Here is a 24,848-nt window from a genome sequence, read left to right as displayed (position 1 = left end):
TTGTTTAGACCTGAAGTAATTTAGGGGAAGTCCCCGATGATTCGCGGGGCTTTCGGGCCGTTTCGGGGACCTGCGCCGGGACCAACGCGGCAACGAGCCCGCGCCGCTGCGGCGCGCGGTGGCTTGACAGCGCGTGCGCCCGCCCCCTACCCTAGATCCGATACTGAATCCAGAATAAAGGCGCTGCCGCCCGATGCCCAACTCATCCGCGAAGATCTCCGAGAAAGTCACCAAGCTGCCCCGGCGCACCGCGCTGCGCCAGACCACGCTGACCGAAACCATCTACACCGAAATTCGCGCGCGTCTGCGACGCGGCGCAATCGGCCCGGACGACCGCGTGCTCGACTACGAGATCGCCGACGAGTTCGACTGCACCCGCATGCCGGTGCGCCAGGCGCTGCTGCGTCTCGTGAACGAGGGCTATCTCGCGGGCACCACGCGCGGCTTCGTCGTGCCGATCCTCACGAGCGACGACGTGCGCGAGATCTTCGAAGTGCGCCGCCTGCTCGAACCCAGCGCCGCCGCGAGCGCCACGGCGACGCTGGAGCGCCGGCTCGACGACGCGCTCAAGCGCGCCTACCAGAAGGCGCTCAAGGCCTACGAGAAGCACGACGGCGACGCCATGATCGAAGCGAACATTGCGTTTCGCGACGCGTGGCTGGGCGCGGTGCAGAATGCGCGTCTGCAGGAAACCATCCGCCGTTTCGCCGACCATGCGCAGCAGGTGCGCCTTGGCACGCTCAACGACCCGGCTACGCAGAAGATCGTCGTCGACGGCATGAAGGTCATGCTCGAAGGTTTTCTCGAACGCGACCCGAAGAAAGTCAATGCCGCAATGGCCGACTTCATGGCCAGCGCGGAACGCCGTTATTTCGCTCTGCTGAGCGGACAGCCTTGAGCTAGCGCCGCTTCATTCGCCTCATGCATGCCGGCTGCGCCGCCCATCATCCGCCGATGATGCAGCACCGGGCGCAGCGGCGTATCGTTACCCCATGCGGGTGGCGCGCGACGCCGCCCGCCAGAGCAAGGACACGCTCGTCGGGGAGCGATATGACGATTCGGCAACGTACGCGTGCGCCCTGCGCGGTGCTGGCGCTCGGTGTTGTGCTGGGCCTCGTGGCGGTGGCGGCAGGCGCGGGCATGTGGCTTCACGCCGTGCAAGCGGGCGCAGGCTCCGGCGAGGAGCCGGCTTCCGTGGCCGCGATCCTGTTCGGCGTCTTTCTCGCGGTCTGCGCGGGCCACGAGATCTGGCGCCGGAAGATGCGCTAAGCGCGCGCCGCGCAAGCCTCATCAAGTCCGGCGGCCGCCTCGCGCGGCGCGCCGTGGGCGCCTTTGCGGCTCACGCCGCCGCGAACCCTTCCTCGCCGATCATTTCGAGCAGCAGCGTCTCGAACGCCTGCGCGGCCACGGTGCGCGACGCGTGGCGCCGGCCGAGCAGCGCCACGGTGCGCTGCGGCAGCGCGGGCGTCACGGGCACGCTCGCGAGGCCCTTGTGCTCACGCAGCACGGTCGAGGGCAGCAAGGTGGCGAGCGAGCCGTCCTTCACGAGCTTGAGCACGGTGCCCACCGCATTGGCCTGCACCATGACGGGCGGGCGCAACTGGTGAGCGTGGAAGTAGGCGTCGGCGAACTTGCGCACCACGAAGTCGGGGCTCAGCATCGCGAGCGGAATCGCGTCGAGTTCCTCGGCCGTCACGGGCTTGCGCCGCCGCGCGAGCGGATGCCCCGTCGCCACGAGCAGCGCGATGTGCTCGGCGAACAGCGGCCGGGCCTGAATGTGCTCCGAGCGCACGTCGGTGAAGCCGATGCCCAGATCGAGCGCATCGTGCTCGAGGCCCGACTCGATCTCTTCGAGCGGACGCTCGCTCACTTCCACGGCAATGGCCGGATGCGTCGCATGAAAGCGGCGCAGCGCGGGGCCGATCAGATATTCGGCAAAGGTGGGTGCATAGGCGAGCCGCAGCAAGCCGCGCGTAAGGCCGCGCACGTCCTGAAGCGCCCGCTTGCCCGCGTCGAGATGCTCGAGCGCCTTGCGCGCGTGCTCGATATAGACGCGCCCGAAATCCGTGAGGCTGATCGAGCGGCCGCTGCGGTCGAAGAGCGCACCGCCCAGTTCCGCTTCGAGCTGGCGAATCTGCTGCGAAAGCGCCGGCTGCGAAACGTGCAGCACTTCGGCCGCGCGCGTGAAGTTCTTCAACTCGGCCACGGTGAGCACGTAGCGGATCGGACGGAGCAACAAGGCGGCTGCCTCCATAAGTCGCGCTTATAGCGACGATCGCAATATCGTCTTGGACTCGCACGCGCGCAATGCGCAGAATGGAGTCACGCCAAAGTTGCGCGAAATGCCGGCATGGCCACACCGCTGGCCGGCGCGCCATCATTCTACCGTTGGGGGACAGGATGTTCGAGGCCTTCGCAATGTCCGTCGTGGCAGTCACGGCAGGCGCCAGCCTGACGTTTCTGTGCGCGATCCTCATGCCCGATGCGCTCGTGAAGAAGAGCGCCGAAGGCGGGCCGTTCGCCGACCTGGGCACGGCGAGCGCGCGTCAGCGGACCGTCCGTGCGCGACGCGCGCGCCGGGTGCGGCGTGCCGGTCACGCGCTGCCCTGAATTCGCTGTGAATCCGGCGTGAAGCGCGGCTGCAATATTTGCGTCGAGCCGCGTGCCTGCCGGTCAATACACGTCGCGCACATAGCGCCGGTCGCGCGCCATCTGGCCGACGTACTCGCCGGCCGCTTCGCCGCTCATCCCGCCATGCTGCGCGACGACCGATCTCAAGGCCGCATCCACGTCCTTCGCCATGCGGCTTGCGTCGCCGCACACGTAGAAGTGCGCGCCTTGCGCAAGCCACGCCCATAATTGCGCGCCATGCTCGCGCATGCGGTCCTGCACGTAGACCTTCTCTTTCTGGTCGCGCGAGAACGCGAGATCGAGTCGGCTGAGCAAGCCGTCCTTCTGCATGGACTCGAGTTCGTCGCGATAGTAGAAGTCGCTGGCCGCATGCTGCTCGCCGAAGAAGAGCCAGTTGCGGCCTGTGTCGCCATGCGCGCGCCGCTCGTGCAGAAAGGCGCGGAACGGCGCGACGCCCGTGCCGGGGCCCACCATGATCATCGGCGTGTCGCCTTGGCGCGGCGGCCGGAAATGCGTGCTCTTCTGCACGAAGACCGGCACGCTGCCCCCGGTTGCCCGGTCCGCGAGGAACGTGGAGGCCACGCCCTTGCGCTCGCGCCGGCCATTGTTGTAGCGCACCGCCGAAACGGTCAGATGCACCTCTCCCGCATGCGCCTTCGGGCTCGACGAGATCGAGTAGAGCCGCGGCTGCAGGCGCTTGAGCATGCTGGTCAATTCGTGCGCCGAAAGCTCGACGGGGAATTCGTGCAGCACGTCGGCGAGTTGTTGTCCCCACAACCAGTTCTTCAGATCATTCTTGCGCTCGTCTCGCAGCAGTTCGTTCAAGCCCTGACCGCGTGCGCGCGAAGCGATAAACGCGAGCGCGTCGGGGCCGGGCCGCGCGATCTCGTAGTGCTTGCCGAGCGCATCCGCGAGGCGCATCTCGCCGACGCCCGCCACCTCGACCGGCGCATCGGCGCGCAAGTGCGTGAGCGCAAGCAGTTCGTCGACGAGCGCGGGACAGTTCGTCGGCCATACGCCCAGTGCGTCGCCCACTTCGTATTCGAGCCCCGCGGCATCATCGCCGTCGCCGGTCGCGAGCGAGAAGTAGCGCGTGTCCTTGGTCGCGCCCGTCGTGTTCAGGCGCACGTTATGGATGAGGCGCGTCGAGGCCGGGCGCGCCTTGGTCGCCGCGCAGCCGGGCAGCACTTCGGGAATCGCGCCGCCCGCAGGCACCGCGTGCAGCGCGGCGTCCTCCTCCTTGATGCGCGCGACCACGCGGTCGAGCCAGGCGTCCGCGGTGCTCTGATAGTCCGTATCGCATTCCACGCGCGCCATCAGCCGTTGCGCGCCGAGCGCTTCGAGACGCACGTCGAGGTTGCGGCCGTGGCCGCAGAACTGGTCGTAATTGCGGTCGCCGAGCGCGAGCACGGCATAGCGCAATGCGGCCAGGCGCGGTGCGCTCTCCGCCTTGAGCGCGGTCCAGAACGATTCGCCGTTGTCGGGCGAATCGCCGTCGCCGAAGGTGCTCGTCATCAGCAGCACGTATTGCGCTTTCTCCAGCGCCTTTTCCAGATCCGCGAGCGCGTAGTCGGCCATGCAGGCCGTGCGGATCTCGAAGCCCGACTCCATCAAGCGCATGGCGTAGCGTTCGACGAGCGACTCCACATTGCCCGTCTGCGAGGCCCAGAGCAGAACCACTTTCGGGCGCGTATGGGCAATCCGCACGGCGCCCTGCTTTTCGGCCTGCTTATCGTGGTTCGATGGCCCCGCTTCGAGTGCGGGCGCAACGCGCGCCTCGCCGCGGCTGAACAACCCGGCCAGCAGTCCGTCGAGCCACGCGCGCGTGCTCGCGGGAAACGGCGCGTGCGCGGGCAGCACGGGCACCGCTGCGACGCTGCCCTGGGCCTCGCCCTTCGACGAGCGCAGCCCGCCGACGAAACCCGCGAGATAGAGCCGCTCCGTGTCGCTGAGTTCCGGCGCGGCCACCTCGCCGAGGTCGAGTAGATTCGCAAACGCATCGATTCGGGACATGTCGAGTTCCTGAGACGGATGAGCCGCGCCGTCTTCGCGTGCGTCGAGCGCGTCGGGCGCATCGGGCACGGGAGGAACGGGCTCAGGCGCCACGCGCGCGAGCGCAACGGCACAAAATTTTAGTTCGGGCTGCTGAGATAATGCGTCGATCGCATCGCTCGTGACCGCATTCACGCAAAGCTCGTCGCCGAATACGTCGTTCCAGTGCATCGGCGCGAAGCAGTTGCCCGGCTGCACGCGGTCGGTCACCACGGCGGGCATCACCACGCGCCCGCGCCGCGAGCGCACCTCCACGCGGTCGTTGGCCGCGACGCCGAGCGCGCTCGCGTCCTCCGGATGAATCTCGACGAACGGCCCCGGATTGAGCTTGTTGAGCATGGCCACCTTGCCGGTCTTCGTCATGGTGTGCCACTGGTGCTGCACACGCCCTGTATTGAAGACGATGGGGAACGTGCCGTCGGGCAATTCGGCGGGCGCCACGTGCGGCCGCGCAAAGAATACAGCCTTGCCGTCCGGCGTGGGAAAGGCGATGCGCGGGCGGCTGCCGTCCTCGCTTTCGCGCAAGGTCTGACTCACGCCATCGTTCAGGTAGCGAACGGGATTGCGATCACTCTGCGTATCGTGTGCCTGCGGGGAACAAGGCCATTGCAGCGGCGTCTCGCGCAGCCTCGCGTGGCTCGCGCCGCGCAGATCGTAGCCCGTCTTCGGGTTCGAAAACGCCACGATCTCCTCGAACACCTGCGCCGCGCTCGCATAGCTGAACGCTTCCTCATAGCCCATCGCGCAGGCCACGCGCGCAATGATCCGCCAGTCGGGCATGGCCTCGCCCGGCGGCTCGATCGCCTGCTGCATGAGCGTCATGTTGCGCTCGGAATTGATCATCACGCCCTCGGCCTCGGCCCAGAGCGCGCCTGGCAGCAGGACGTCGGCATACGAATTTGTTTCGGTGTCCAGAAAAGCGTCCTGCGCGATCACGAGCTCGGCCGCGCGCAGCCCCGCCACCACGGTTTGCCGGTTGGCGACCGAGGCCACCGGATTCGTGCAGATGATCCAGCATGCCTTGATCTCGCCGGCCGCCATGCGCGAGAACATGTCGATGGTGCCGCCGCCGAGCCGCGTCGTGAGCGTGCCGCGCGGCACGCGCCAGCGGTCTTCCACGAAGACGCGGTCTTCCTCCGAGAGCACTGTGCGCTGGCCCGGCAAGCCGGGCCCCATGTAGCCCATCTCGCGCCCGCCCATCGCATTGGGCTGCCCCGTGAGCGAGAACGGCCCGCTGCCGGGGCGGCAGATCTTTCCCGTCGCCAGATGCAGGTTGCAGATGGCGTTCGTGCTCCACGTGCCGTGCGTGCTCTGGTTCAGGCCCATGGTCCAGCAGCTCATCCACTCGGGCGCCTCGCCGATCATCTGCGCCGCGCGGCGAATATCGGCCTCTGCGATCCCCGTGATGGCCGCGACTTTCTCCGGCGTGTAGTCGCCGAGGAAGGCCGGCATCGCGTCCCAGCCCTGCGTGTGCTGCGCGATGAACGCCGCGTCGGTGTGGCCGTTCTCGTGCAGCAGATAGAGGAGGCCGTTGAGCAGCGCGAGGTCGGTGCCCGCCTTGATCTGCAGGAACAGCGACGCCTTCGCGGCCGTCGCGGTGCGGCGCGGGTCCACCACGATCAGCTTCGCGCCCGCCTTCACGCGGTCCATCATGCGCAGGAACAGGATCGGATGGCAGTCCGCCATGTTCGCGCCGATCACGAAGAACAGGTTGGCGCGATCGAAGTCCTGGTACGAGCCGGGCGGCCCGTCCGCGCCCAGCGAGAGCTTGTAGCCGCTGCCCGCGCTCGCCATGCACAGCCGCGAGTTCGACTCGATGTTGTTGGTGCCGACGAAGCCCTTCGCGAGCTTGTTCACGAGGTACTGCGCCTCGATCGACATCTGCCCCGAAACGTAGAACGAGAGCGCATCGGGGCCATGCGCGTCGAGCGTTTCGCGCAGGCGGCGCGACGTATCGGCAATCGCCTGCGCGAGCGGCAGCGGCACCGGGTCCTCGTCGCGCGCGTGGCGCACGAACGCGCGTTCGAGCCGCCCGGACTTGCGCAGCGCCACGTGCGCCGACGCCCCCTTGGTGCACAGGCGCCCGAAGTTGCTCGGGTGCTCGGTGTCGCCGGCGATCTTCGTGACCTCGCCGTCCTGCACGTGCAGCACCATTCCGCAGCCCACGCCGCAATACGGACAAACGGTCTTGACGCGCTTCCCGGTCATGCTCGACTCGAACCCTTCAGTAGAACGAATATCAAGCCGAAACCCAGACCTGGCCATTCTCGACGCGCGCGGCGAACGCATGCACCGAGCGCACGGGATCTTCTATGCACTCGCCGGTCGAGAGATCGAAGTGATGCTTGTAGATCGGCGACGCCACGACGATGCGCTCGCCGAGACTGCCCACGAGCCCGCGCGAGAGCACCGCGGCCTGCGAGTTCGGGTCGTAGTTGCCGATGGCGAACACGCGCGCGGCGCCGTCGTCGACATGGAACACGGCGATCTGCTCGCCCTTCACGAGCGCGCACACGCCCGTGTTGGGCACGATGTCATCGAGCTGGCAGACGGGCACCCAGGTGTCCTGTGCAATGGCGTTGCTGGCGACGTGGCTCATTTCGTACTCCTCGTAAGTGAACGGATTCAAACGGATTCAAGCGGATTCAAGCGGATTCAAGCGCACTCAGACGGCTTCGACGACGACGGGAATCTGTGCGAGCGCGTCGTAATCGGCGCGCACCGGAATCTGCTGGCGCTCCTCGGGCGTGGCCGGACGAATCTGGCCGCGCTCCTCCACGAACGCGACGTGCTGGTCGCCCTCGTCGCTGTTGACGAAGTGGCGGAAGCGCCGGCGCGTCTCCCGATCGGTCACGGCCTTCTTCCACTCGCATTCGTAGGTGTCCACCACGAGCTGCATCTCGGCTTCGAGCTCGGTGGCGAGACCCAGCTTGTCGTGCACGACCACGTCGATCAGATAGTCGAGGCCGCCTTCGAGGTTGTCGCGCCACACGCTCGTGCGCTGCAGGCGTTCCGCCGTGCGCACGTAGAACATCAGGAAGCGGTCGATGTAGCGGATCAGCGTGGCGCGGTCGAGATCGGCCGCGAGCAGTTCGGCGTGGCGCGGTTTCATGCCGCCGTTGCCGCATACGTAGAGATTCCAGCCCCGCTCCGTGGCGATGATGCCGATGTCCTTGCCCTGCGCCTCCGCGCATTCGCGCGTGCAGCCCGAGACGCCGAACTTGATCTTGTGCGGCGCGCGCAGACCCTTGTAGCGGTTCTCCACATCGATCGCGAGCCCGACCGAATCGCCCACGCCGTAACGGCACCACGTCGAGCCCACGCACGACTTCACGGTGCGCACGGCCTTGCCATAGGCGTGCCCCGATTCGAAGCCCGCGTCGATCAGTTCCTCCCAGATGAACGGCAATTGCTCGACGCGCGCACCGAACAGGTCCACGCGCTGGCCGCCCGTGATCTTCGTATAGAGGCCGTATTTCTTCGCGACCATGCCCACGGCGATGAGGCCCTCGGGCGTGACCTCGCCGCCCGGCATGCGCGGCACGACCGAATAGGTACCGTCGCGCTGGATGTTGGCGAGGTAGTAGTCGTTCGAATCCTGGAGGCTCGCGTGCTCTTTCTTGAGCACGAACTCGTTCCAGCACGAAGCCAGAATGCCGGCCACCACGGGCTTGCAGATATCGCAGCCGAGCCCGTGGCCGTGCTGCGCGAGCAGCTCGCCGAAGGTCTTGATGTTCTCCACGCGCACGAGGTGATAGAGCTCCTGGCGCGAATACGGGAAATGCTCGCAGAGGTGATTGTTGACGGCCACGCCCTGGCGCTGCATTTCCGACTTCATGATCTGCGTGACGAGCGGCACGCAGCCGCCGCACGACGCGCCCGCGCAGGTGGCGGCCTTCATCGCGCCGATGCTCGTCGCGCCCTCGCGCACCGCCGCGCAGATCTGCGCCTTCGAGACGTTGTTGCACGAGCAGATCTGCGCGCCCTCGGGCAGCGCCTCCACGCCGAGCGCGGGCTTCGCGTTGCCGGCGGCTTGCGGGAGGATCAGGAATTCGGGCGCCTCCGGCAATTCGATGCGGTTGAGCATCATCTGCAACAGCGTGCCGTATTCGCCCGCGTCGCCCACCATCACGGCGCCTAGCAGATGCTTGCCGCATTCGGAGACCACGATCTTCTTGTAGACCTCGCGGCGTTCGTCGGCGAACCGGTACGCGCGGCTGCCCGGCGTCTTGCCGTGCGCGTCGCCGATGCTCGCCACGTCCACGCCCATCAGCTTGAGCTTGGTGCTCATGTCCGCACCCTCGAAGCGGGCCGCTTCTTCGTGCGCGGCGCACGCAAGCGTCTTCGCAACGACGCGCGCCATGTCGTAGCCCGGCGCTACGAGGCCGAAGATCTGGCCTTGCCAGAGCGCACATTCGCCGATGGCGTAGATGTCGGGGTCGCTCGTGCGGCAGGCGTCGTCGATGACGATGCCGCCGCGCGCGCCCACTTCGAGCCCGCACGCGCGCGCGATCTCGTCGCGCGGACGAATGCCGGCCGAGAACACGATCATGTCGGCTTCGAGGTGCGTGCCGTCGGCGAACACCATGCGGTTGGACGCGCCTTCGCCATCGACGATGGCCGTGGTGTTCTTCTGCGTATGCACCGTGACGCCCAGCGCTTCGATCTTTCCGCGCAGCATGCGGCCGCCGTCTTCGTCGACCTGCACGGCCATCAGGCGCGGCGCAAATTCGACCACGTGCGTGTCGAGCCCCAGATCGCGCAGCGATTTCGCGCATTCGAGCCCCAGCAGGCCGCCGCCCACCACCACGCCCGACTTCGCGCGGGCGCCGCGCGCGCGCATGGCTTCGAGATCCTCGATCGTGCGATAAACGAAGCAGTCCGTACGATCGTTGCCCGCGATGGACGGCACGAACGGCGACGAGCCCGTGGCGATCACGAGCTTGTCGTATGAAAGCGTCTCGCCGTTGGACACGCTCACGGTGCGCGCCGCGCGATCGATCGAGACGGCCTTCGCATCGAGCACGAGGCGCACGCGCTGGCGCACGTCGTCGCGCTCGAAAAAGCCCTCGCTCACGAGCGAGAGATCGTCGGCGGATTTGCCGGCGAAGAACTCGGAGAGATGCACGCGGTCGTAGGCGGGGCGCGGCTCTTCGCAGAGCACCGTCACGCGCACGCTCAGCACGTCGGGCGCGCTTTGCGCGGCATCGGCGAGCACGCACTCCAGAAATTTGTGGCCCACCATGCCGTGACCAATGACCACGATGTCCAGACCGTTCACTGCGAGCGTTGATTGCGTCATGCCTGTACACCCTCTGCCAAATAAAAAGGCGTCCCGCGAATCCAGCTCGCGAGGAGCCGGACTCGGGGGACGCCGTTGCCCTGAGATTCAATCGATTTGCACTGCGATGCGGCCGGATGGCCGGCCGCCGGATCGCCGTTGATCCTGTTCGCGGATCGTTATGCAATCACTGTGCCAATGACGCAGCGAAACGTCGGGAGCCTTATTGGGTGGGGGTTGCGCGAATTTTAGGGCGGCAGGGTCGAGGTGATGGGCCGACGCGTTGCGATGCAGCCGGGCACAAGTTTGGTGCTCCGCAGCACGTTCGCTGTGCGATTGCGGTGCGCCGCCGGTGCGCCCGGCGTTCGCCTTATTTATTTACCCAGCTTGAGCACATTCGAAATCGCCGCCGCCAAACCATCGGGATTATCGTAGGCAATCATATGTTCGGCGTTGGCAACGAGCTCGACCGTACAACCGGCCTGCTCGAATTTCGCGATCTCGTCGCGCGTTGCCGTCTGCGAAAGAATCACGCCTTTGATCGCATTCAGCCTGGCCAGATCGTCGAGCCAGGGGCTCGAATTATCGTCGATGGCCGAGCGCGCCCATTGATGGATGGCATGAGGCGAGGCTACCGAAAAAGGCCCCAGCCAGGCATCGTTACCGCCTTGAGCCTTCAATTGCGCGAGAAACTGCGAAAAGCCGCCGTTCACGAATTCCGCTTCGGTCTGCGAAGTAATCGCCGACAACATGGCGACACCGTAATCGGTCAGTCCAGGCTCGCAGAGAATGAGCGTGCCGACAGGAATCGGCAATTGCTGCGCCAGTTTCAGCACGATGAACGCGCCTGCGCTATGGCCGAACAGATTCACGTTCGAATAGCCCTGGCTGACAATGAAGTTCGACAGCACCGCCGCCTGAGCATCGGAAATGTATTTCCCGTCCTGCGGTTTAGCGCTAAAGCCCGAACCCATGAGATCGACCAGCAACGATCTGCATTTCGAATACGAGTCGGCGGTCACGACCGGCGGATAATCGCTGCTGGAAGCGCAGCCCAGGCCGTGAATATAGAGGAGCGGATTAAAGGCACCTGCGGAGGAATACAGGTCGAAGTAGCGAAGAATATTTTCTCGATCGTCAACGGCGAATGTATTCATATCCCATCCTCGCGCCCCAGCACACGCCTTGCGGCCAGCAACGGGAACCGCACGCCAAATCCGGCCACGAGCCGCAGATGCATCCACGAAAGCAGCAGGTTGTCGCGCGCGTAATTGAAATGCGAAACGCCGCCCTCATGCGCACGGAAATAGCGCACCGGCGCCTCGATCTGGATCGGCCGCACGCCGGCCCAGCACAGGCGCACAGCGGCCTCGGGATCGAAGTCGAAGCGGCGCATCCAGGACTGGCGATGCATGATCGCCCGGAGCGGCCCGATCGGATAGACGCGAAAGCCATAGAGCGAATCGCCAATGCCGGCCCACAGCGTCTCGATGTCCGCGAACAGGTTCGACAGGCGCCGCCCTTGCACGCGAATCTGCGGCGCGCTCGCATCGAATTTCGGCAGGCCCAGCACCATCGCGTCGGGCTGCGCCAGCGAGGCCTCCATGAAGCGCGGAATCAGTTCGGCGGGATGCTGGCCGTCGGAGTCCATCGTCAGCACGTGCGTGAAGCCGCGCGCCGCTGCGGCCTCGATGCCCGCGAGCACCGCCCCGCCCTTGCCGCGATTGGTGGGCAGCAAGATCACGTGCAGCCCCGGATCGTTCGCGGCCATTGCCTGCAGGCGCTCGGCGCTGCCGTCCGTGCTGCCGTCCACGACCACCCACACGGGGTTCCATTGCGCCCGTGCGGCGCGCACGGTTTCGTCGACCTTGAGGCCCGGGTTGTAGCTCGGGATCAGGACGAGGTGCGTGGACGAGGCGGTTGGCGTGGACATGGATGGAGCCGATTGCATGAAACGGGATACTGACAAAATTTTATGACTCGCCGACGACCCTGCACATGCCGTTTCGACATCGTGCCTGCGCGGCGGCGGCAATGACAACGTAACGCCTGTTTACAGCGCTCTCGCGCATCAAGCGAGGCTCGCGACGGCGTGACCCGCGCTCGCCTCGATCTCGATCAGCAGATCCGGGCGGCACACGTCGGCGTGGAGATAGAGCGCGAGCACCTCGGGGCCCGCGGCCTCGCGCAGCAGGCCGTCGATGGCGGCGAGCGCGGCCGCATCGGCGCCGTCGCGCACGTAGACCTTGAACGCGAGGTCCGCGAGCGCGAAGCGTCCGTGGCCTTGCCGCGCGGCCTCGTCGAGCACGGCGCCCAGATTCGCGAGCGTCTCGCGCGTTTGCGCGAGCACGTCTCCGGCGTGCACGGTGCGATGCCCGACGATGCTCGCCGTGCCCGAAATGAACAGCACCGGCGCAGCGCATGCCTCGGGTGCGCCCGGCCACACGGCCGCGCGCGCGAACGTCGGGGCGCGCGCGCCGTATTGCGCCGGGTAATGGAAGGCGCTGACCTGGCGTGGATTCTCGATGGCGTCGGCGCGCGTGCGGCTCGCGAGGAAATACACCGCGAGCGGTTCGCCGGGCACGCCCTGCGCCGATAGCGGCCCGACCGAGCCGAGCGCGCACGCGGCCGGCACGCTGCCCGTGAGCGCGCGGCGGCACGCTTCGAAAGCGTGCTGGCGTCCCGCATTGAACTGACGATAGCGCTCGTCGCCATGCTGCTCCACGTTGATCGCGGGCACGGTATTCCAGATGCGCAGCGGATGCGCCATGTCGAGCGCGTCGAGCAAGTCGAACAACAGGCGATAGGCCGCCTCGGTCGCGCGTTCGAGCGGCGCCTGCTGTTCGGTCGGCGCGGCGAAATCGGCTTCATTCAGCACGATGCTGCCGAACACGAGCCCCGCCGCCTCGCTATAGCGGTAATGCAATGCGCCGCGCCGCACGCTGCGCAGATCGTCGGCGGCGCATTGCCAGATTTCGTAGCAGGCGGCGTCGTGCTCCGCGGTATGCGTTCCCTGCGCGACTTGAGCGTGGGCGTGCCGCGGCGCGAGGCGCGTCATGTGCACCGGCGCGAGCGGCAAGTCGGGCGCGATTTCGGCGAGCAGCGGCCGGTGCGCGGCCGCGTCAACAGAGGTCAAACCAACGCAGGCCGCACCAAAGCACGCCGCGCCAATCGCGCCCGGAAACGCGCGTTCGAACGCCGCTGCGCCGCTTTCATCGCCGGCAGCGGACGCGCCGTTCAGCAACGCAGCGAGGCGCGCATGATCGATCTGCACGAGCCGCAGCGCGTGTTGCGGCGCGCGGCCCAGCGGCGCCACGGGCGCAGACGTCATCGATTGCGAACGCCAGCCGGCGTCGACAGTTTGCACAGACACTCGAAATTCCTCTGGAAGCCACCCTATACGCGGCAACAGCCGCGCGCCTACGCGAGCCCGCCGTTGATCGACAGAACTTGCCCGCTCACGTACGCGGCCGCATCGGACACGAGATACGCGACCATGCCCGCCACTTCCTCGGGCTGGCCGGCGCGTTGCGCGGGCACGAGCTGCTTGATGCGCTCGGCGGGAAACGCGCGCTCGGCCATGGCCGATGCGATGACGCCGGGCGCGATCGCGTTCACCGTGATGCCACGCGAGGCCACTTCGAGCGAGAGCGCCTTGGTCGCGCCGATCAAGCCCGCCTTCGCGGCCGAATAGTTGACCTGCCCGCGATTGCCCATGACGCCCGCGAGCGACGCGATATTGACGATGCGTCCGTGGCGCGTGCGGATCATCGGCAGCAGCAGCGGGTGCGTGACGTTGAAGAAGCCATTGAGCGAGACGTCGATCACGCTGCGCCACTGCTCGCGCGTCATGCCGGCGAGCGGCGCGTCGTTGTGAATGCCCGCGTTGTTCACGAGGATCTGCACCGGCGCGTCTTCGATCAGACGCTCGAGCGCGGCCTGGGCGGCATCGGCGTCGGTCACGTCGAAGGCGATCGCGTGCGCGGCGCCTCCCGCATCCGCGATGCGCCGCGCGACGTCCTCGGCCGCATCGAGATGGCGGTTCGCGTGCACCCACACTTCGTGGCCCGCCTCGGCCAGCGCCACGCAGATGGCTTGCCCGAGCGCGCCGCTGCCGCCTGTCACGAGCGCCCGCATCGGCTTTCTCCTTTCATTCGCGCTTTCCTCTCGCTTGATCGCGACGATTGGCGCGGCGCCGTCGCTATCGAAGCACGCCACGTCACGTCGGTCATCGCATCGCACCCCGCGCGCGCCTCAGCGCACGCGATGCGCTTCCACGTAGGCGGCCAGCGCGCCCAGTGTCGCGAAGATCTGTTCGTTATCCGGATTGTCGGAGCGCAGCTCGAAGCCGTACTTCTTCGAGATCAGCAGCGCGATCTCCAGAATGTCGATGGAGTCGAGTCCGAAGCCCTCGCCATAGAGGGGGGTATCGGCGCTCACGTCGTCGAGCGAGACGTCTTCGAGATTCAGTTCGCCGACGATCAGCGCGGCAAGCTCTTTTTCCAATGCGTTCATCATGCGTGCCTGGCAGGTGGCGCGAAGGCGGCGCGCGACCGGCGATATGGCGCACGCATCGCGCGTGTGCCCCGCCGTCCCTCCCGGCGCTTGGCCCCGCTGCCCCACCTGATTTTGGGGTTCGTTTAGTAAAAGTTACGCGGATTCTAGACGATGGGTATCGGTGCGTATACGGTGGCCGCGACCGAATGGTTACAAGGGGTCGGGCCCACGGCGCCCGTATTTCGGGACCCGAACGCGCGAGACGCTTGCACGGCATTGGGCCTGATGACTTCGAATGGCCTTCGAATGCCCGCCCAGTCCCGCCCGGTGGCATACAAACGGTTACAAACCGGCTGCGCGCCATTCCGGCGATGCTCCGTCGCCATCTTAAAATACGCCTGCGCAATTCCGCAGCCCGCCATTCGTATGACCTATGTCTTACGACAGGGGCCTGAAGCGGCGGCGCCGCGCCATGAAAGCCGCCTGAAAACTTCCCGGCCTTCCCGACCAACGGAGCCCAACTCGACGTGCCTTATCCGCCCATTCACCTTCGCCCTGTGCCGGACTGCGCTCCGGTACGATTGCCGGCCCGCTTCGCGGCCCACGGCACGACCGGCGCGCGGGGCGGGCAAGGTAGATGCGGGACAGACGGCATGTCTCGCTCGCCCGGAGGACTGCGATGAGCACGCTCGCCGGCTTCGCACGCGCGGCGCTGGTGGTCGCGGCAATCGTCGCGTACCAGTTGCTCGCCCATCACGCCGTGGCCACGCCCGGCGAACATGGCCTTGGACTCGCCATGGCGCTGGTGCCGCCGCTGGCCATCGCGCTGGCCGCGGCGGCGCGTTCGCCGCGCCGGGGCTGGCTGCTGCCGCTCTGGGCGCTCGCGGCCGGCGCGCTGTGGGCCGCGCGCACGCCGCTTGCTCGTCATTTCGAATGGGGCCTGTACCTCGAACATGTGAGCTTCAACCTCGGGATGGCGCTGCTGTTCGGCCGCACGCTCGTGGAGAAGCGCGTGCCGCTCTGCACACAGTTCGCGACGACGATCCACGGCTCGCTGACGCCGGCCGTCGCGCGCTACACGCGGCAGATCACGGTGGCGTGGACGGCGTTCTTCGTCGCCATCGCCGCGGTTTCGACGCTGCTGTTCGCCGCCGCGCCGATCGTCGCCTGGGCGACCTTCGCCAATTACCTGGCGCTGCCGATGGTGGGGGCGATGTTCGTCGCCGAGCACGTGTGCCGCCGCGTTGCGCTGCGCCACGAGCGGCGCTCCGGGATGCTCGACGCGATCCGCGCGTACCGGCAGTCGTCGGCGCAGGGCCATGCGGATCTGGCTGGCCGCGCGAACCAGACGCGCGCACCGGCGACCCCGGGCCCGAACGTGAGCCGTGCCGCGAGCCGGACAGTCAACTCCATGCCGTGAATAAATAAACGGCCGGTGGCGCGCTGCATCGCCGGCCCCTGTTTCCGATTCAACTGATTTATGCCGACTCATCCGCTGCTTTTTCACGCTTCGCCCCGCCAGGTCATCGCCTGGCGCGATGGCTCGCCAGTCACGGTGCACGCGTTCCTCGCCGACGTCGCGCGGGTGGCGGCCGCGCTGCCGCCGGGTGGCCACGTGTTCAACGTCTGCCGCGACCGCTACCGCTTTGCCGTGAGCCTGTGCGCGGCGCTCGTCGCGGGTCGCATCAGCCTCTTGCCGTCCACGCATACGCCGGAGATGGTCCGCCAGCTCGCCTCGTTCGCCCCCGACGCGTTCTGCCTGCACGACATGGCCGACTGCACGATCGACCTGCCGCGCTTTCGCTATCCCGAGGCCACGCCGGCCATCGCCTCGAATGACCTGGACGATGCGCCGTTCGAGGTCCCGCAGATCGACGCGGCGCGCATCATGGCCTATGTCTTCACGTCGGGCTCGACCGGCGCGCCGGTGCCGCATCGCAAGACCTGGGGCTTCCTCGTGGCCAACGTGCGCGCGGCGGCGGAGCGGCTTGGATTGCTCGATGCGTCGGCCAGCACCCACGCGCCGCACACCCTGATCGGCACCGTGCCCGCGCAGCACATGTACGGCTTCGAATCGACGGTGCTGCTCGCGCTGATCGGCGGCCTCGCGTTCAGCAACCGCCAGCCGTTCTATCCCGTCGATATCCGCGCCGAGCTGGAGGCCGTACCGCAGCCGCGCGTGCTCGTGACCTCGCCCATCCACCTGCGCGCGCTGCTCGCGACCGAAGCGGCGCTGCCGGGCGCGGCGCTCGTGCTCTGCGCGACCGCGCCGCTCGCCGAAAAGCTCGCGAGCGAGGCCGAGGCGCGTCTGGGCGCGCCGCTCGTGGAGATCTACGGCAGTACCGAAACCGGCCAGATCGCGACGCGCCGCACGGCGCGGGGCGCGACCTGGGAGCTGTTTCCGCGCATCCGCATGGAGGCGCGCGCAGCCGCCCAAAACGGTAGCGCGGACGCCAGCGACGAAGGGCCGACGGTCTGGGTCTCGGGCGGCCACGTGGAAGAGCCCGTGCCGATGGGCGATGCGCTCGAACTGCTCGACGCGCAGCGCTTCCTGCTGCACGGGCGCAAGGCGGACCTCATCAACATCGCGGGCAAGCGGACTTCGCTTTCGTACCTCAATCATCAGCTCAATGCGATTCCGGGCGTGACCGATGGCGTGTTCTTCATGCCCGGCGAAGCCGCGCATGCGAGCGAAAGCGGGCGTCATGCAGATAACGCGAGCGCGGTGGGCGTCACGCGCCTCGTCGCGCTCGTGGTCGCGCCCACGCTCACGGCGGCCAGCCTGCAGCGCGCGCTGCGCGAGCGCATCGACGCCGCGTTCCTGCCGCGTCCGCTCGTGTTCGTCGACTCGCTGCCGCGCAACGAGACCGGCAAGCTGCCGCACGAAGTGCTCGCGGCGCTGGTCGCACAGCATACGCAAGCTCCGGCTGAGGCAGCGGCGCGAGCGAGTGGCGCAAGCGGTACAAGCGCAGCGGGCATCAAGGACGCAGCAAGCACAAACACAGCAAGCACCACGGCCGCCAAAGCCACCCCAGGCACACCCCCCAACGCATCGGCGCTCTCCTTCACGATTCCCGCCGATCACCCCGCGCTGCCCGGCCACTTCCCGGGCCATCCGGTCGTGCCCGGCGTCGTCCTGCTCGACCACGCCATCGACGCCATCGGCGCGGCCCTGAACCGCCCGCTGCTAGCCTGGCGCCTCTCCGCCGCGAAATTCCTGAGCCCGGCCCAGCCCGGCGAGACGCTCGATCTCGCGTTCGACGCGGCGGCCAGCGGCGCGATCCGTTTCACCGTGCGCGCGGGCGGCCGCGACGTCGCGAGCGGCACGCTGTCGATGGCGCCGCCTCCACCCAGTGCGCCGGCGTCGTCCGCGCGCGCATCCTCGCAGGAGGGGCCGCAATCATGACGAAGCGCACCGACTGGGCCCAGCGCCAGGAGCGCGGCAGCGCGCTGCTGCTGCGCCTCATGACCTGGCTCTCGCTACGCCTCGGCCGCCCCGCCGCGCGCGGCCTGCTGCATCTGATCGCGCTCTACTATGTGCTGCTCTCGCCACGGGCGCGGGCCGCCTCGCGCGACTATCTGCGCCGCGTGCTGGACCGGCCCGTGGGCTGGCGCGACATCTACCGGCACGTGTTCACCTTCGCGACGACGATTCACGACCGCATCTATTTGATGAACGAGCGCTTCGACCTGTTCGACATCCGCCCGCAGGGGCAGACGCTCGTCGATGCCGCGCTCGCGAACGGGCGCGGCGCGTTCCTGATGGGCGGCCACCTGGGCAGCTTCGAGGTGGTGCGCGCGCTGGGCCGCACGCGGCCCGACATGCGCGTGGTCGTGACGATGTTCGACGAGAACGCGCGCAAGATCAACGCGACGATCGCCGCCGTGAACCCGGCCGCGCAGCCCGAAGTGATCCCGCTCGGCCAGGTCGATTCGATGCTGCGCGTGAACGAGCGGCTCGACGAGAACTGCATGGTCGGCATGCTCGCCGACCGCACGCTGCTCGCCGACGCCGCCAGCTCGATGCGCCGCATGGCCTTTCTCGGCGAGCCCGCGGCGTTCCCGCTCGGGCCGCTCTACATGGCCGCGATGCTCAAGCGTCCCGTGATCTTCATGACGGGTCTTTATCGCGGCGGCAACCGCTACGACGTGCACTTCGAGATGCTCGCCGACTTCACGCACACGTCGCGCGAGTCGCGCCAGTGCGCGATCGACGCGGCGCTCGCGCGCTATGTCGCGCTGCTCGACCGGCATTGCCGCGCGGCGCCGTATAACTGGTTCAACTACTTCGACTTCTGGCAGAGCGCGCAGGCGCAGCAGGCTGCACAAGCGGCACCGGCGACAAACGTGGCACAAGCGGCGCCCGAGACAGAGGCAGCGCATGCGTCGACGAGGCACGCGGACATTGCCGAGCGCATCGCGAGGAACGCCTATGCGACGAGCCGCGCCGATAGCGCCACCCATGCCAACAGTGCCGTCAATGCCGATCACGCCGATCGCACGCAAAAGCGCCGCGACAAGCCGCGCCGCAGCGAAACGGCGCACGCGAGCCTGGCCACCCGGGAGACCTTCGACGCATGAGCGCCACTCGCCGTTTCGCTTTCCCTGACCGTTCGCTGGGCGCGCGGGGTGCCCCGCGCGCCCAGCGTGCATTAGCGGGCACCGCTGCAGCGCTGGCACTGCTGGGCATGAGCGCCCTCTGTGTGCTCGCGCCCGCGCCCGCCGCCGCGGCACAAGCCACCGACGCCGCCAAAGCCGCTGAAACCGCCCCCGCCGCCGCCTGGACGCTCGACCGCCTCATGGCCACGCTCGCCCAGCACAAGTCGGGCCGCGCCGCGTTCACGGAAACCAAGTACCTCGCGATCGCCTCGCAGCCCATCGAGTCGTCGGGCGAGCTCGTGTTCGTCGCGCCCGATCATCTGGAGAAGAACACGCTCAAGCCCAAACCCGAGCACCTCGTGGTCGACGGCGACATGCTCACGGTCGAGCGCAACAACCACAAGTACACGCTCGCGCTCGCGCGCTATCCGGAGCTGGGCGCGTTCATCGAGAGCATCCGCGCGACGCTCACAGGCAACCGGCTCGCGCTCGAACAGACGTATCAGGTCGCGCTCGCCGGCAGCGGCGAAAACTGGACGCTCACGCTCACGCCGCGCGATTCGCGCATGCTCAAAACGGTGAGCACGATCACGCTCGAAGGCAGCGGCGACGCATTGCACAGCGTGGCGATCCAGCAGGCGGGCGGCGATCATTCGCTGATGCGCCTGCGCCCGCTGGCCGCGTCGGCGTCGGCGTCGGCGTCGGCGAATTGAGCCTCTCCCGCGGGTAGCAGCGCATGGACGACCCGACCCGGCCCAACACCAGGCCCACTGCCAGGAACACTGCGCAGCAAGCCCGAGGCTTGCGCGCCCTCGCCCAGGCGCTGCAGCGGCGCGCGGTGCTCGTGTGGCTCGTGTTCCTGCTCGCGTGCGCGGGCGCCATCGCGCGCGCCCATTTCAGCACCGACCTTTCCGCGTTCCTGCCGCGCTCGCCGAGCGCAGGTCAGCGCGTGCTCGTCGATCAGCTACGCGACGGCCTCGTCTCGCGATTGATCCTCGTCGCCATCGACGGAGGCGATCCGTCCACGCGCGCCCAACTCTCGCGGCAAGTCGCGGCGACCCTGCGCGCCGATCCGCAGTTCGCCGCTGTCCACAACGGCGAAGCTGTGAACGACGCGCGCGACCAGCAATTCGTGTTCGCGCATCGCTATGCGCTGAGCCCGGCCGTCACGCCGCAACGCTTCACGGCCGCCGGCCTGCACGAGGCGCTGGGCGAGAGCCTCGACTTGCTTTCGTCGTCGGCGGGCCTCGTCGCCAAGGACTTGCTGCCGCACGATCCGACCGGCGAAGTCGCCGCGCTCGTGGGCGAGCTCGACAGCGCCGCGCAGCCGCAGAGCCTCGACGGCGTCTGGACCTCGCGCGACGGCACGCGCGCGGTGCTGGTCGCGCAGACGGCCGCCGCGGGCTCCGACACCGACGCGCAGGCGCGCGCCATCGACGCCATCCGTCATGCGTTCGATGCCGCTGCGCGCGCGCAACCGAACAACGCCGCGTGGGCGTCGGCCTCGCCGTATCGGCTCGAAATGACGGGCCCCGGCGTGTTCTCCGTCGATACGCGCGACGCGATCCGTCACGACGTCGAGCGCATCTCGGCCTTGAGCCTCGTCCTGATCGTCGCGTTGCTGCTCACGCTCTACCGCTCGCCGCGCACGCTCGCGCTCGGCCTCGTGCCCGTGCTCTCGGGCGTGGCCGCGGGCATCGCCGCGGTGAGTCTCGCGTTCGGCACGGTCCAGGGGCTCACGCTCGGCTTCGGCACCACGCTGATCGGCGAGGCCGTCGATTACTCGATCTATCTGTTCGTGCAGTCGGGCCAGGCGGCTCAAGCTCGCCCCTACCCGCATGCGCCCAATGCGTCCGACAGCTTGCGCGCCTGGATCGCCGCTTACTGGCCGACGATCCGCCTCGGCGTGCTCACCTCGGTGTGCGGGTTTGCGTCGATGCTGTTCTCGGGCTTTCCGGGTCTCGTGCAACTGGGCGCCTATTCGATCGCGGGCCTCGTGACGGCGGCGCTCGTCACGCGCTTCGTGCTGCCGCGCCTGCAAGGCGGCGCCGTGGCGATCCGCGACGTCTCGCGCGTCGGCGCCTGGCTCGCCAGCGCCGCGCAAGCCGCGCCGCGCCTGCGCTGGCCGCTCGCGGTGCTGACGCTGGCCGCCGTCGCGGTCCTCGCGCTGCATCGGGACGATCTCTGGAGCCACGAACTGGCCTCGCTGAGCCCAGTCCCGGCGGCGAGCCAGGCGCTCGACGCGCGGCTGCGCGCCGACGTGGGCGCGCCCGACGTGCGCTATCTGGTGGAGATTCCGGCCGCGAGCGAGCAGGCCGCGCTCGAAGGCGCCGAGAAGATCGGCGCGCAACTGCAGCCGCTCGTCGACCAAGGCGTGCTCGCGGGCTTCGAAAGCCCGGCGCGCTATCTACCGAGCGACGCCGCGCAGCGCGCGCGCCTCGCGAGCCTGCCCGACGCCGCCACGCTCACCGCGCGCATGCGCGAGGCCGTGGCCGATCAGCCCATCGGCATCAAGCCCGAGGTGTTCGCGCCGTTCATCGCCGATGTCGAGGCCGCGCGCAAGGCGCCCTTGATCACGCGCGCGGACTTGCGTGGCACCTCGATGGCGCTGGCCGTCGATGCCCTGCTGACGAAGCGGGACGGCCGCTGGAGCGCGATGCTTGCGCTGCGCGCGCCGGATAGCGCGGCGAAAAGCGCGACCAACCGCTCAGCCCAAGCCGCCACCGCCCCCGGCCCGAGCCTGAACACCGCGCCGATCGCCGCCGCCGTCGCGCGCGCGGACGTGCCCGGCGCGCTGTTCGTCGACCTGAAGGCCGAAGCCGACCGCCTCTACGTGAACTACGTCCACGAGGACATCCGCCTCTCGCTCGCGGGATTCGCGGCCATCGTCGTGCTGCTGACGGTTGCGCTGCGCTCGCCGCTGCGCGCGGCGCGCGCGCTCGCGCCGCTGGTCGCGGCGGTGCTGGTGGTGGCCGCGGGCTTCGCGCTCGCGGGCGTGCCGATGACGATCCTGCATCTCGTGGGGATGCTGCTGATCGTGGCGGTGGGTTCGAACTATGCGCTGTTCTTCTGCAAGCCCGAGGGCGGCAGTGCGGGCGATAAAGCGGGCGCGCCCAGGGCCGCGCCCCACGTCACGCCGCAAACGCTCGTCTCGCTGCTGGTCGCCAATCTGGCCACGGTCGCGGGCTTCGGGCTGCTCGCGCTCTCGCACGTGCCGCTGCTCGAAACCTTCGGCCTCACGGTTGGGCCCGGCGCGATGCTCGCGCTCGCCTTCGCCGCGATTCTCGCGCCGCAGGCACCGCGCGCCGCGCATGCCGATGCCCACGCCGCCGATGCCGCGCTGCCCCGGCGCGAGGGAGGGCGCGTATGAACACGCCATCGCTGCGCGGGTCGCGGGCAAACACTTCGCCGGACGCAGCGCCGCCGGGCCGCAAGGGAGGAAGCCTGTGAACACGCCCTCACCGCTTGCATCGCAAACGGGCGCCGCGCGCCGCTGGAGGCCCACGCCGCTGATTTCGGGCACGGCGGCCTTGCACGCGGGCGCGGCGGCGGCGCTGCTGGCGCAGCCATCGATCTGGCCGTGGGCGGCGGGCGGCGTGATCGCCTCGCATCTCGCGCTGACGGCGGCGGGACTCTGGCCGAAGAGCGCGCTGCTCGGCCCCAACTGGACGCGGCTGCCGGAACTCCGCGAACTCACGCGCGAACCGGCGAATGCGCCCCAGCCCGCGCACGATCAAGCAGAACGCCGCATCGCCCTCACCATCGACGACGGCCCCGACCCGGACGTCACCCCGCGCGTGCTCGACCTGCTCGACCACTACGGCGCGCGCGCGACATTCTTCTGCATCGGCGATCTCGCGCGGCGGCATCCGCAATGCGTCGAGGCGATCGTCGCGCGCGGCCACGCCGTCGAAAACCACAGCCAGCGGCACCGGCATACCTTTTCGCTCTCCGGGCCGGGCGCACTGCGGCGCGAGATCGAAGCCGCGCAGCGCACGCTCACCGAAATCAGCGGCATGCGCCCGCTCTTTTTCCGCGCCCCGGCGGGCCTGCGCAATCCGTTTCTCGAACCGGTGCTGTGCGGGCTCGGCCTGCGGCTCGCGAGCTGGACGCGGCGCGGCTTCGACACGCGCAAGCGCGACCCATGCCAGGTCGCGCAACGCTTGCTGCACGGCCTGGCGCCGCGCGACATCCTGCTCGTGCACGACGGCCACGCGGCGCGCGCGGCGAACGGCCAGCCCGTGGTGCTGGAGGTGCTGCCCGAGGTGCTGCGCGCCGCCGCGAACGCGCAATTGCGCTGGACGACGCTGCGCGAGGCGCTCGATCCTGCACCTGATTCGTCCGCCGATCCGGCCCTAAGCACGACGAGCATGTCCGCCGCCGCCGACGCCCGCCTCGCGCGTCAGGCCGAAGCCGCGGGCCAGCCAGCCGGAGCGCTCCCCGGCCCGAATGGGGCCGGCCATCCCCCATTTGATAAAATTTGATGAGGATCAATGCACCGCCAGGCCGCCGTTTGCGCTCCCCTGGCAGCGCGCGCTTCAGTCACCGGATTCGACCTTCGTGAAACCTCTACTGCTCTCGCACTTCACCGCCACCAGCTGCCTCGGGCGCGGGCTCGACGCGATGCTCGACGCGCTGCGCCATCAGCGCGGCGGCCTCACGCCGTGCGATTTCGAGCGCGCGGAGCTCGACACCTGGATCGGCGCGGTGGAGGACGTCGAAGCCGAGCCGCTGCGCGCCGATCTAGCCGCTTACGCGTGCCGCAACAACCGGCTCGCGCAGCTCGGTCTCACGCAGGATGGCTTCGCCGCGCACGTCGAGGCGGCGATCGCGCGCCATGGAGCCGAGCGCGTGGGCGTATTCATCGGCACGAGCACGAGCGGAATTCTCGAAACCGAGCAAGCCTACCGCCGGCGCGATCCGCAGACCGGCGCGCTGCCCGCGGGGTTCCACTACGCCGAAACGCACAACCCCTATTCCGTGGCCGCGTTCGTGCGCGCGTACTTTGCCCTGCGCGGGCCGGCCGTGGCGATCTCGTCGGCGTGCTCGTCGGGCGCGAAGGTGTTCGGCTCGGCGCGCCGCATGATCGAGGCGGGACTCATCGACGCCGCGCTCGTGGGCGGCGTCGATTCGCTGTGCCTCACCACGCTGTACGGCTTCAACTCGCTCGAACTGCTTTCGCGCACGCCGTGCCGCCCGTTCGACGTGGCGCGCGACGGCATCTCGATTGGCGAGGCAGCGGCATTCGCGTTCGTCGAGCGGGTGCCCGAAGCGCCGGAAACACTCGATGAAAATGCCGTGCTGCTGCTCGGCGTGGGCGAATCGAGCGACGCGCATCATATGTCCTCGCCGCATCCGGAAGGGCTCGGCGCGCGCGCGGCCATCGAGCAGGCGCTCGCCACGGCGGGCGTCGCGCCCGACGAGATCGGCTACATCAATCTGCACGGCACCGCGACGCCGAGCAACGACGCCGCGGAAAGCCGCGCGGTGCGCGCCCTCTTCGGCGCCACGCCCTGCAGCTCGACCAAGGGCGCGACCGGCCACACGCTGGGCGCGGCGGGCGCGCTGGAGGCCGTGGCCGCCGCGCTCGCGCTGCGCCATCGCTTCGTGCCCGCGGGCGTGAACACGACGCAGCCCGATCCGGCGCTGGGCCTCGACTACGTGTTGCAGAGCCGCGACGCCGACTTGCACACCGTTCTGAGCAATTCGTTCGGCTTCGGCGGCACGAATTGCAGCCTGATTCTTGGCCGCGCGGACCACGCGCTGCGCGAACCGCGAGCGTGAACCG

18 protein-coding genes and 1 pseudogene are annotated in these 24,848 nt (G+C 68.5%); 10 read left to right on the top strand and 9 right to left on the bottom strand.

Annotation, left to right across the window (positions count from 1 at the left end):
- Positions 1-193 precede the first annotated feature (193 nt).
- A complete protein-coding gene (locus U5775_RS04810; RefSeq protein WP_322056974.1) occupies positions 194-898 on the top strand; it encodes a GntR family transcriptional regulator in 705 nt (234 codons plus the stop codon).
- A 152-nt stretch (positions 899-1,050) separates the two neighbouring features.
- Positions 1,051-1,269, top strand: a complete 219-nt coding sequence (locus tag U5775_RS04805; protein ID WP_322056973.1) for a hypothetical protein — start codon at positions 1,051-1,053, stop codon at positions 1,267-1,269.
- Positions 1,270-1,339: 70 nt separating this feature from the next.
- Here U5775_RS04805 and cynR read toward each other — a convergent pair whose 3' ends face one another.
- Positions 1,340-2,239 (bottom strand): transcriptional regulator CynR, encoded by a 900-nt coding sequence (gene cynR, locus U5775_RS04800; RefSeq protein WP_322056972.1) that lies wholly within the window; start codon positions 2,237-2,239, stop codon positions 1,340-1,342.
- A 179-nt stretch (positions 2,240-2,418) separates the two neighbouring features.
- Between cynR and U5775_RS04795 the strand changes: the two genes are divergently transcribed.
- A complete protein-coding gene (locus tag U5775_RS04795; RefSeq protein WP_322056971.1) occupies positions 2,419-2,610 on the top strand; it encodes a hypothetical protein in 192 nt (63 codons plus the stop codon).
- Positions 2,611-2,673: 63 nt separating this feature from the next.
- On the opposite strand, the gene U5775_RS04790 is transcribed toward U5775_RS04795, so the two are convergent.
- From U5775_RS04790 to U5775_RS04755, 8 genes are all read right to left on the bottom strand, one after another.
- The gene (locus U5775_RS04790; protein ID WP_322056970.1) at positions 2,674-6,891 is read right to left on the bottom strand and encodes a bifunctional nitrate reductase/sulfite reductase flavoprotein subunit alpha; all 4,218 of its coding nucleotides are present in this window, start codon (positions 6,889-6,891) and stop codon (positions 2,674-2,676) included.
- A 31-nt stretch (positions 6,892-6,922) separates the two neighbouring features.
- Positions 6,923-7,282 carry a nitrite reductase small subunit NirD gene (gene nirD, locus U5775_RS04785; RefSeq protein ID WP_322056969.1) on the bottom strand — a complete coding sequence of 120 codons (360 nt, stop codon included), beginning with the start codon at positions 7,280-7,282 and terminating at the stop codon, positions 6,923-6,925.
- Between the two features lie 66 nt (positions 7,283-7,348).
- On the bottom strand, positions 7,349-9,955 hold the full coding sequence (nirB, locus tag U5775_RS04780) for a nitrite reductase large subunit NirB (RefSeq protein WP_322057190.1): 2,607 nt from the start codon (positions 9,953-9,955) through the stop codon (positions 7,349-7,351).
- 383 nt (positions 9,956-10,338) lie between these two features.
- A complete protein-coding gene (locus U5775_RS04775; protein WP_322056968.1) occupies positions 10,339-11,121 on the bottom strand; it encodes an alpha/beta hydrolase in 783 nt (260 codons plus the stop codon).
- The gene (locus U5775_RS04770) at positions 11,118-11,897 is read right to left on the bottom strand and encodes a glycosyltransferase family 2 protein (protein WP_322056967.1); all 780 of its coding nucleotides are present in this window, start codon (positions 11,895-11,897) and stop codon (positions 11,118-11,120) included. The genes U5775_RS04775 and U5775_RS04770 overlap by 4 nt, the downstream gene beginning before the upstream one ends.
- A gap of 138 nt (positions 11,898-12,035) precedes the next feature.
- Positions 12,036-13,337 (bottom strand): endoribonuclease L-PSP, encoded by a 1,302-nt coding sequence (locus tag U5775_RS04765; RefSeq protein ID WP_322056966.1) that lies wholly within the window; start codon positions 13,335-13,337, stop codon positions 12,036-12,038.
- 47 nt (positions 13,338-13,384) lie between these two features.
- Positions 13,385-14,101: a 3-oxoacyl-ACP reductase FabG gene (gene fabG / locus U5775_RS04760; RefSeq protein ID WP_322056965.1), complete on the bottom strand. Its 717-nt coding sequence runs from the start codon at positions 14,099-14,101 to the stop codon at positions 13,385-13,387.
- A 117-nt stretch (positions 14,102-14,218) separates the two neighbouring features.
- On the bottom strand, positions 14,219-14,479 hold the full coding sequence (locus tag U5775_RS04755; RefSeq protein WP_322057189.1) for a phosphopantetheine-binding protein: 261 nt from the start codon (positions 14,477-14,479) through the stop codon (positions 14,219-14,221).
- A gap of 661 nt (positions 14,480-15,140) precedes the next feature.
- On the opposite strand from U5775_RS04755, the gene U5775_RS04750 reads away from it, so the two are divergent.
- The 7 genes and pseudogenes from U5775_RS04750 (at position 15,141) to U5775_RS04720 (ending at position 24,844) form a co-directional block, all read left to right on the top strand.
- Complete coding sequence (locus U5775_RS04750) at positions 15,141-15,881, top strand: hypothetical protein (protein ID WP_322056964.1); 741 nt, start codon at positions 15,141-15,143, stop codon at positions 15,879-15,881.
- A 60-nt stretch (positions 15,882-15,941) separates the two neighbouring features.
- Positions 15,942-17,867, top strand: a complete 1,926-nt coding sequence (locus tag U5775_RS04745; protein WP_322056963.1) for an AMP-binding protein — start codon at positions 15,942-15,944, stop codon at positions 17,865-17,867.
- Positions 17,864-18,770, top strand: a pseudogene (locus tag U5775_RS04740) (acyl-CoA synthetase); the annotation flags it as partial. The gene U5775_RS04745 and the pseudogene U5775_RS04740, both read left to right, overlap by 4 nt.
- 268 nt (positions 18,771-19,038) lie before the next feature.
- Positions 19,039-19,773: an outer membrane lipoprotein carrier protein LolA gene (locus tag U5775_RS04735; protein ID WP_415913511.1), complete on the top strand. Its 735-nt coding sequence runs from the start codon at positions 19,039-19,041 to the stop codon at positions 19,771-19,773.
- Positions 19,774-19,796: 23 nt separating this feature from the next.
- Positions 19,797-22,430 carry an MMPL family transporter gene (locus U5775_RS04730; RefSeq protein WP_322056961.1) on the top strand — a complete coding sequence of 878 codons (2,634 nt, stop codon included), beginning with the start codon at positions 19,797-19,799 and terminating at the stop codon, positions 22,428-22,430.
- 76 nt (positions 22,431-22,506) lie between these two features.
- On the top strand, positions 22,507-23,544 hold the full coding sequence (locus U5775_RS04725; protein WP_415913510.1) for a polysaccharide deacetylase family protein: 1,038 nt from the start codon (positions 22,507-22,509) through the stop codon (positions 23,542-23,544).
- Between the two features lie 76 nt (positions 23,545-23,620).
- A complete protein-coding gene (locus U5775_RS04720) occupies positions 23,621-24,844 on the top strand; it encodes a beta-ketoacyl-[acyl-carrier-protein] synthase family protein (RefSeq protein WP_322056960.1) in 1,224 nt (407 codons plus the stop codon).
- The last annotated feature ends 4 nt before the right edge of the window (positions 24,845-24,848 follow it).

It is taken from the genome of Paraburkholderia sp. J63, assembly GCF_905220245.1.
Lineage (GTDB): Bacteria > Pseudomonadota > Gammaproteobacteria > Burkholderiales > Burkholderiaceae > Paraburkholderia.
The sequence above is the reverse complement of the archived record's forward strand: the minus strand, read 5'-3'. Positions and strand labels throughout refer to the sequence as shown.

Bases quoted from the DNA above. Each gene is read 5' to 3' on its own strand.
- nirD (WP_322056969.1), bottom strand. From the start codon at position 7,282: ATGAGCCACGTCGCCAGCAACGCCATTGCACAGGACACCTGGGTGCCC.
- U5775_RS04795 (WP_322056971.1), top strand. From the start codon at position 2,419: ATGTCCGTCGTGGCAGTCACGGCAGGCGCCAGCCTGACGTTTCTGTGC.
- U5775_RS04735 (WP_415913511.1), top strand. From the start codon at position 19,039: ATGAGCGCCACTCGCCGTTTCGCTTTCCCTGACCGTTCGCTGGGCGCG.
- U5775_RS04770 (WP_322056967.1), bottom strand. From the start codon at position 11,897: ATGTCCACGCCAACCGCCTCGTCCACGCACCTCGTCCTGATCCCGAGC.
- fabG (WP_322056965.1), bottom strand. From the start codon at position 14,101: ATGCGGGCGCTCGTGACAGGCGGCAGCGGCGCGCTCGGGCAAGCCATC.
- U5775_RS04745 (WP_322056963.1), top strand. From the start codon at position 15,942: ATGCCGACTCATCCGCTGCTTTTTCACGCTTCGCCCCGCCAGGTCATC.
- U5775_RS04755 (WP_322057189.1), bottom strand. From the start codon at position 14,479: ATGAACGCATTGGAAAAAGAGCTTGCCGCGCTGATCGTCGGCGAACTG.
- U5775_RS04750 (WP_322056964.1), top strand. From the start codon at position 15,141: ATGAGCACGCTCGCCGGCTTCGCACGCGCGGCGCTGGTGGTCGCGGCA.
- U5775_RS04810 (WP_322056974.1), top strand. From the start codon at position 194: ATGCCCAACTCATCCGCGAAGATCTCCGAGAAAGTCACCAAGCTGCCC.
- U5775_RS04805 (WP_322056973.1), top strand. From the start codon at position 1,051: ATGACGATTCGGCAACGTACGCGTGCGCCCTGCGCGGTGCTGGCGCTC.
- U5775_RS04775 (WP_322056968.1), bottom strand. From the start codon at position 11,121: ATGAATACATTCGCCGTTGACGATCGAGAAAATATTCTTCGCTACTTC.
- U5775_RS04790 (WP_322056970.1), bottom strand. From the start codon at position 6,891: ATGACCGGGAAGCGCGTCAAGACCGTTTGTCCGTATTGCGGCGTGGGC.
- U5775_RS04730 (WP_322056961.1), top strand. From the start codon at position 19,797: ATGGACGACCCGACCCGGCCCAACACCAGGCCCACTGCCAGGAACACT.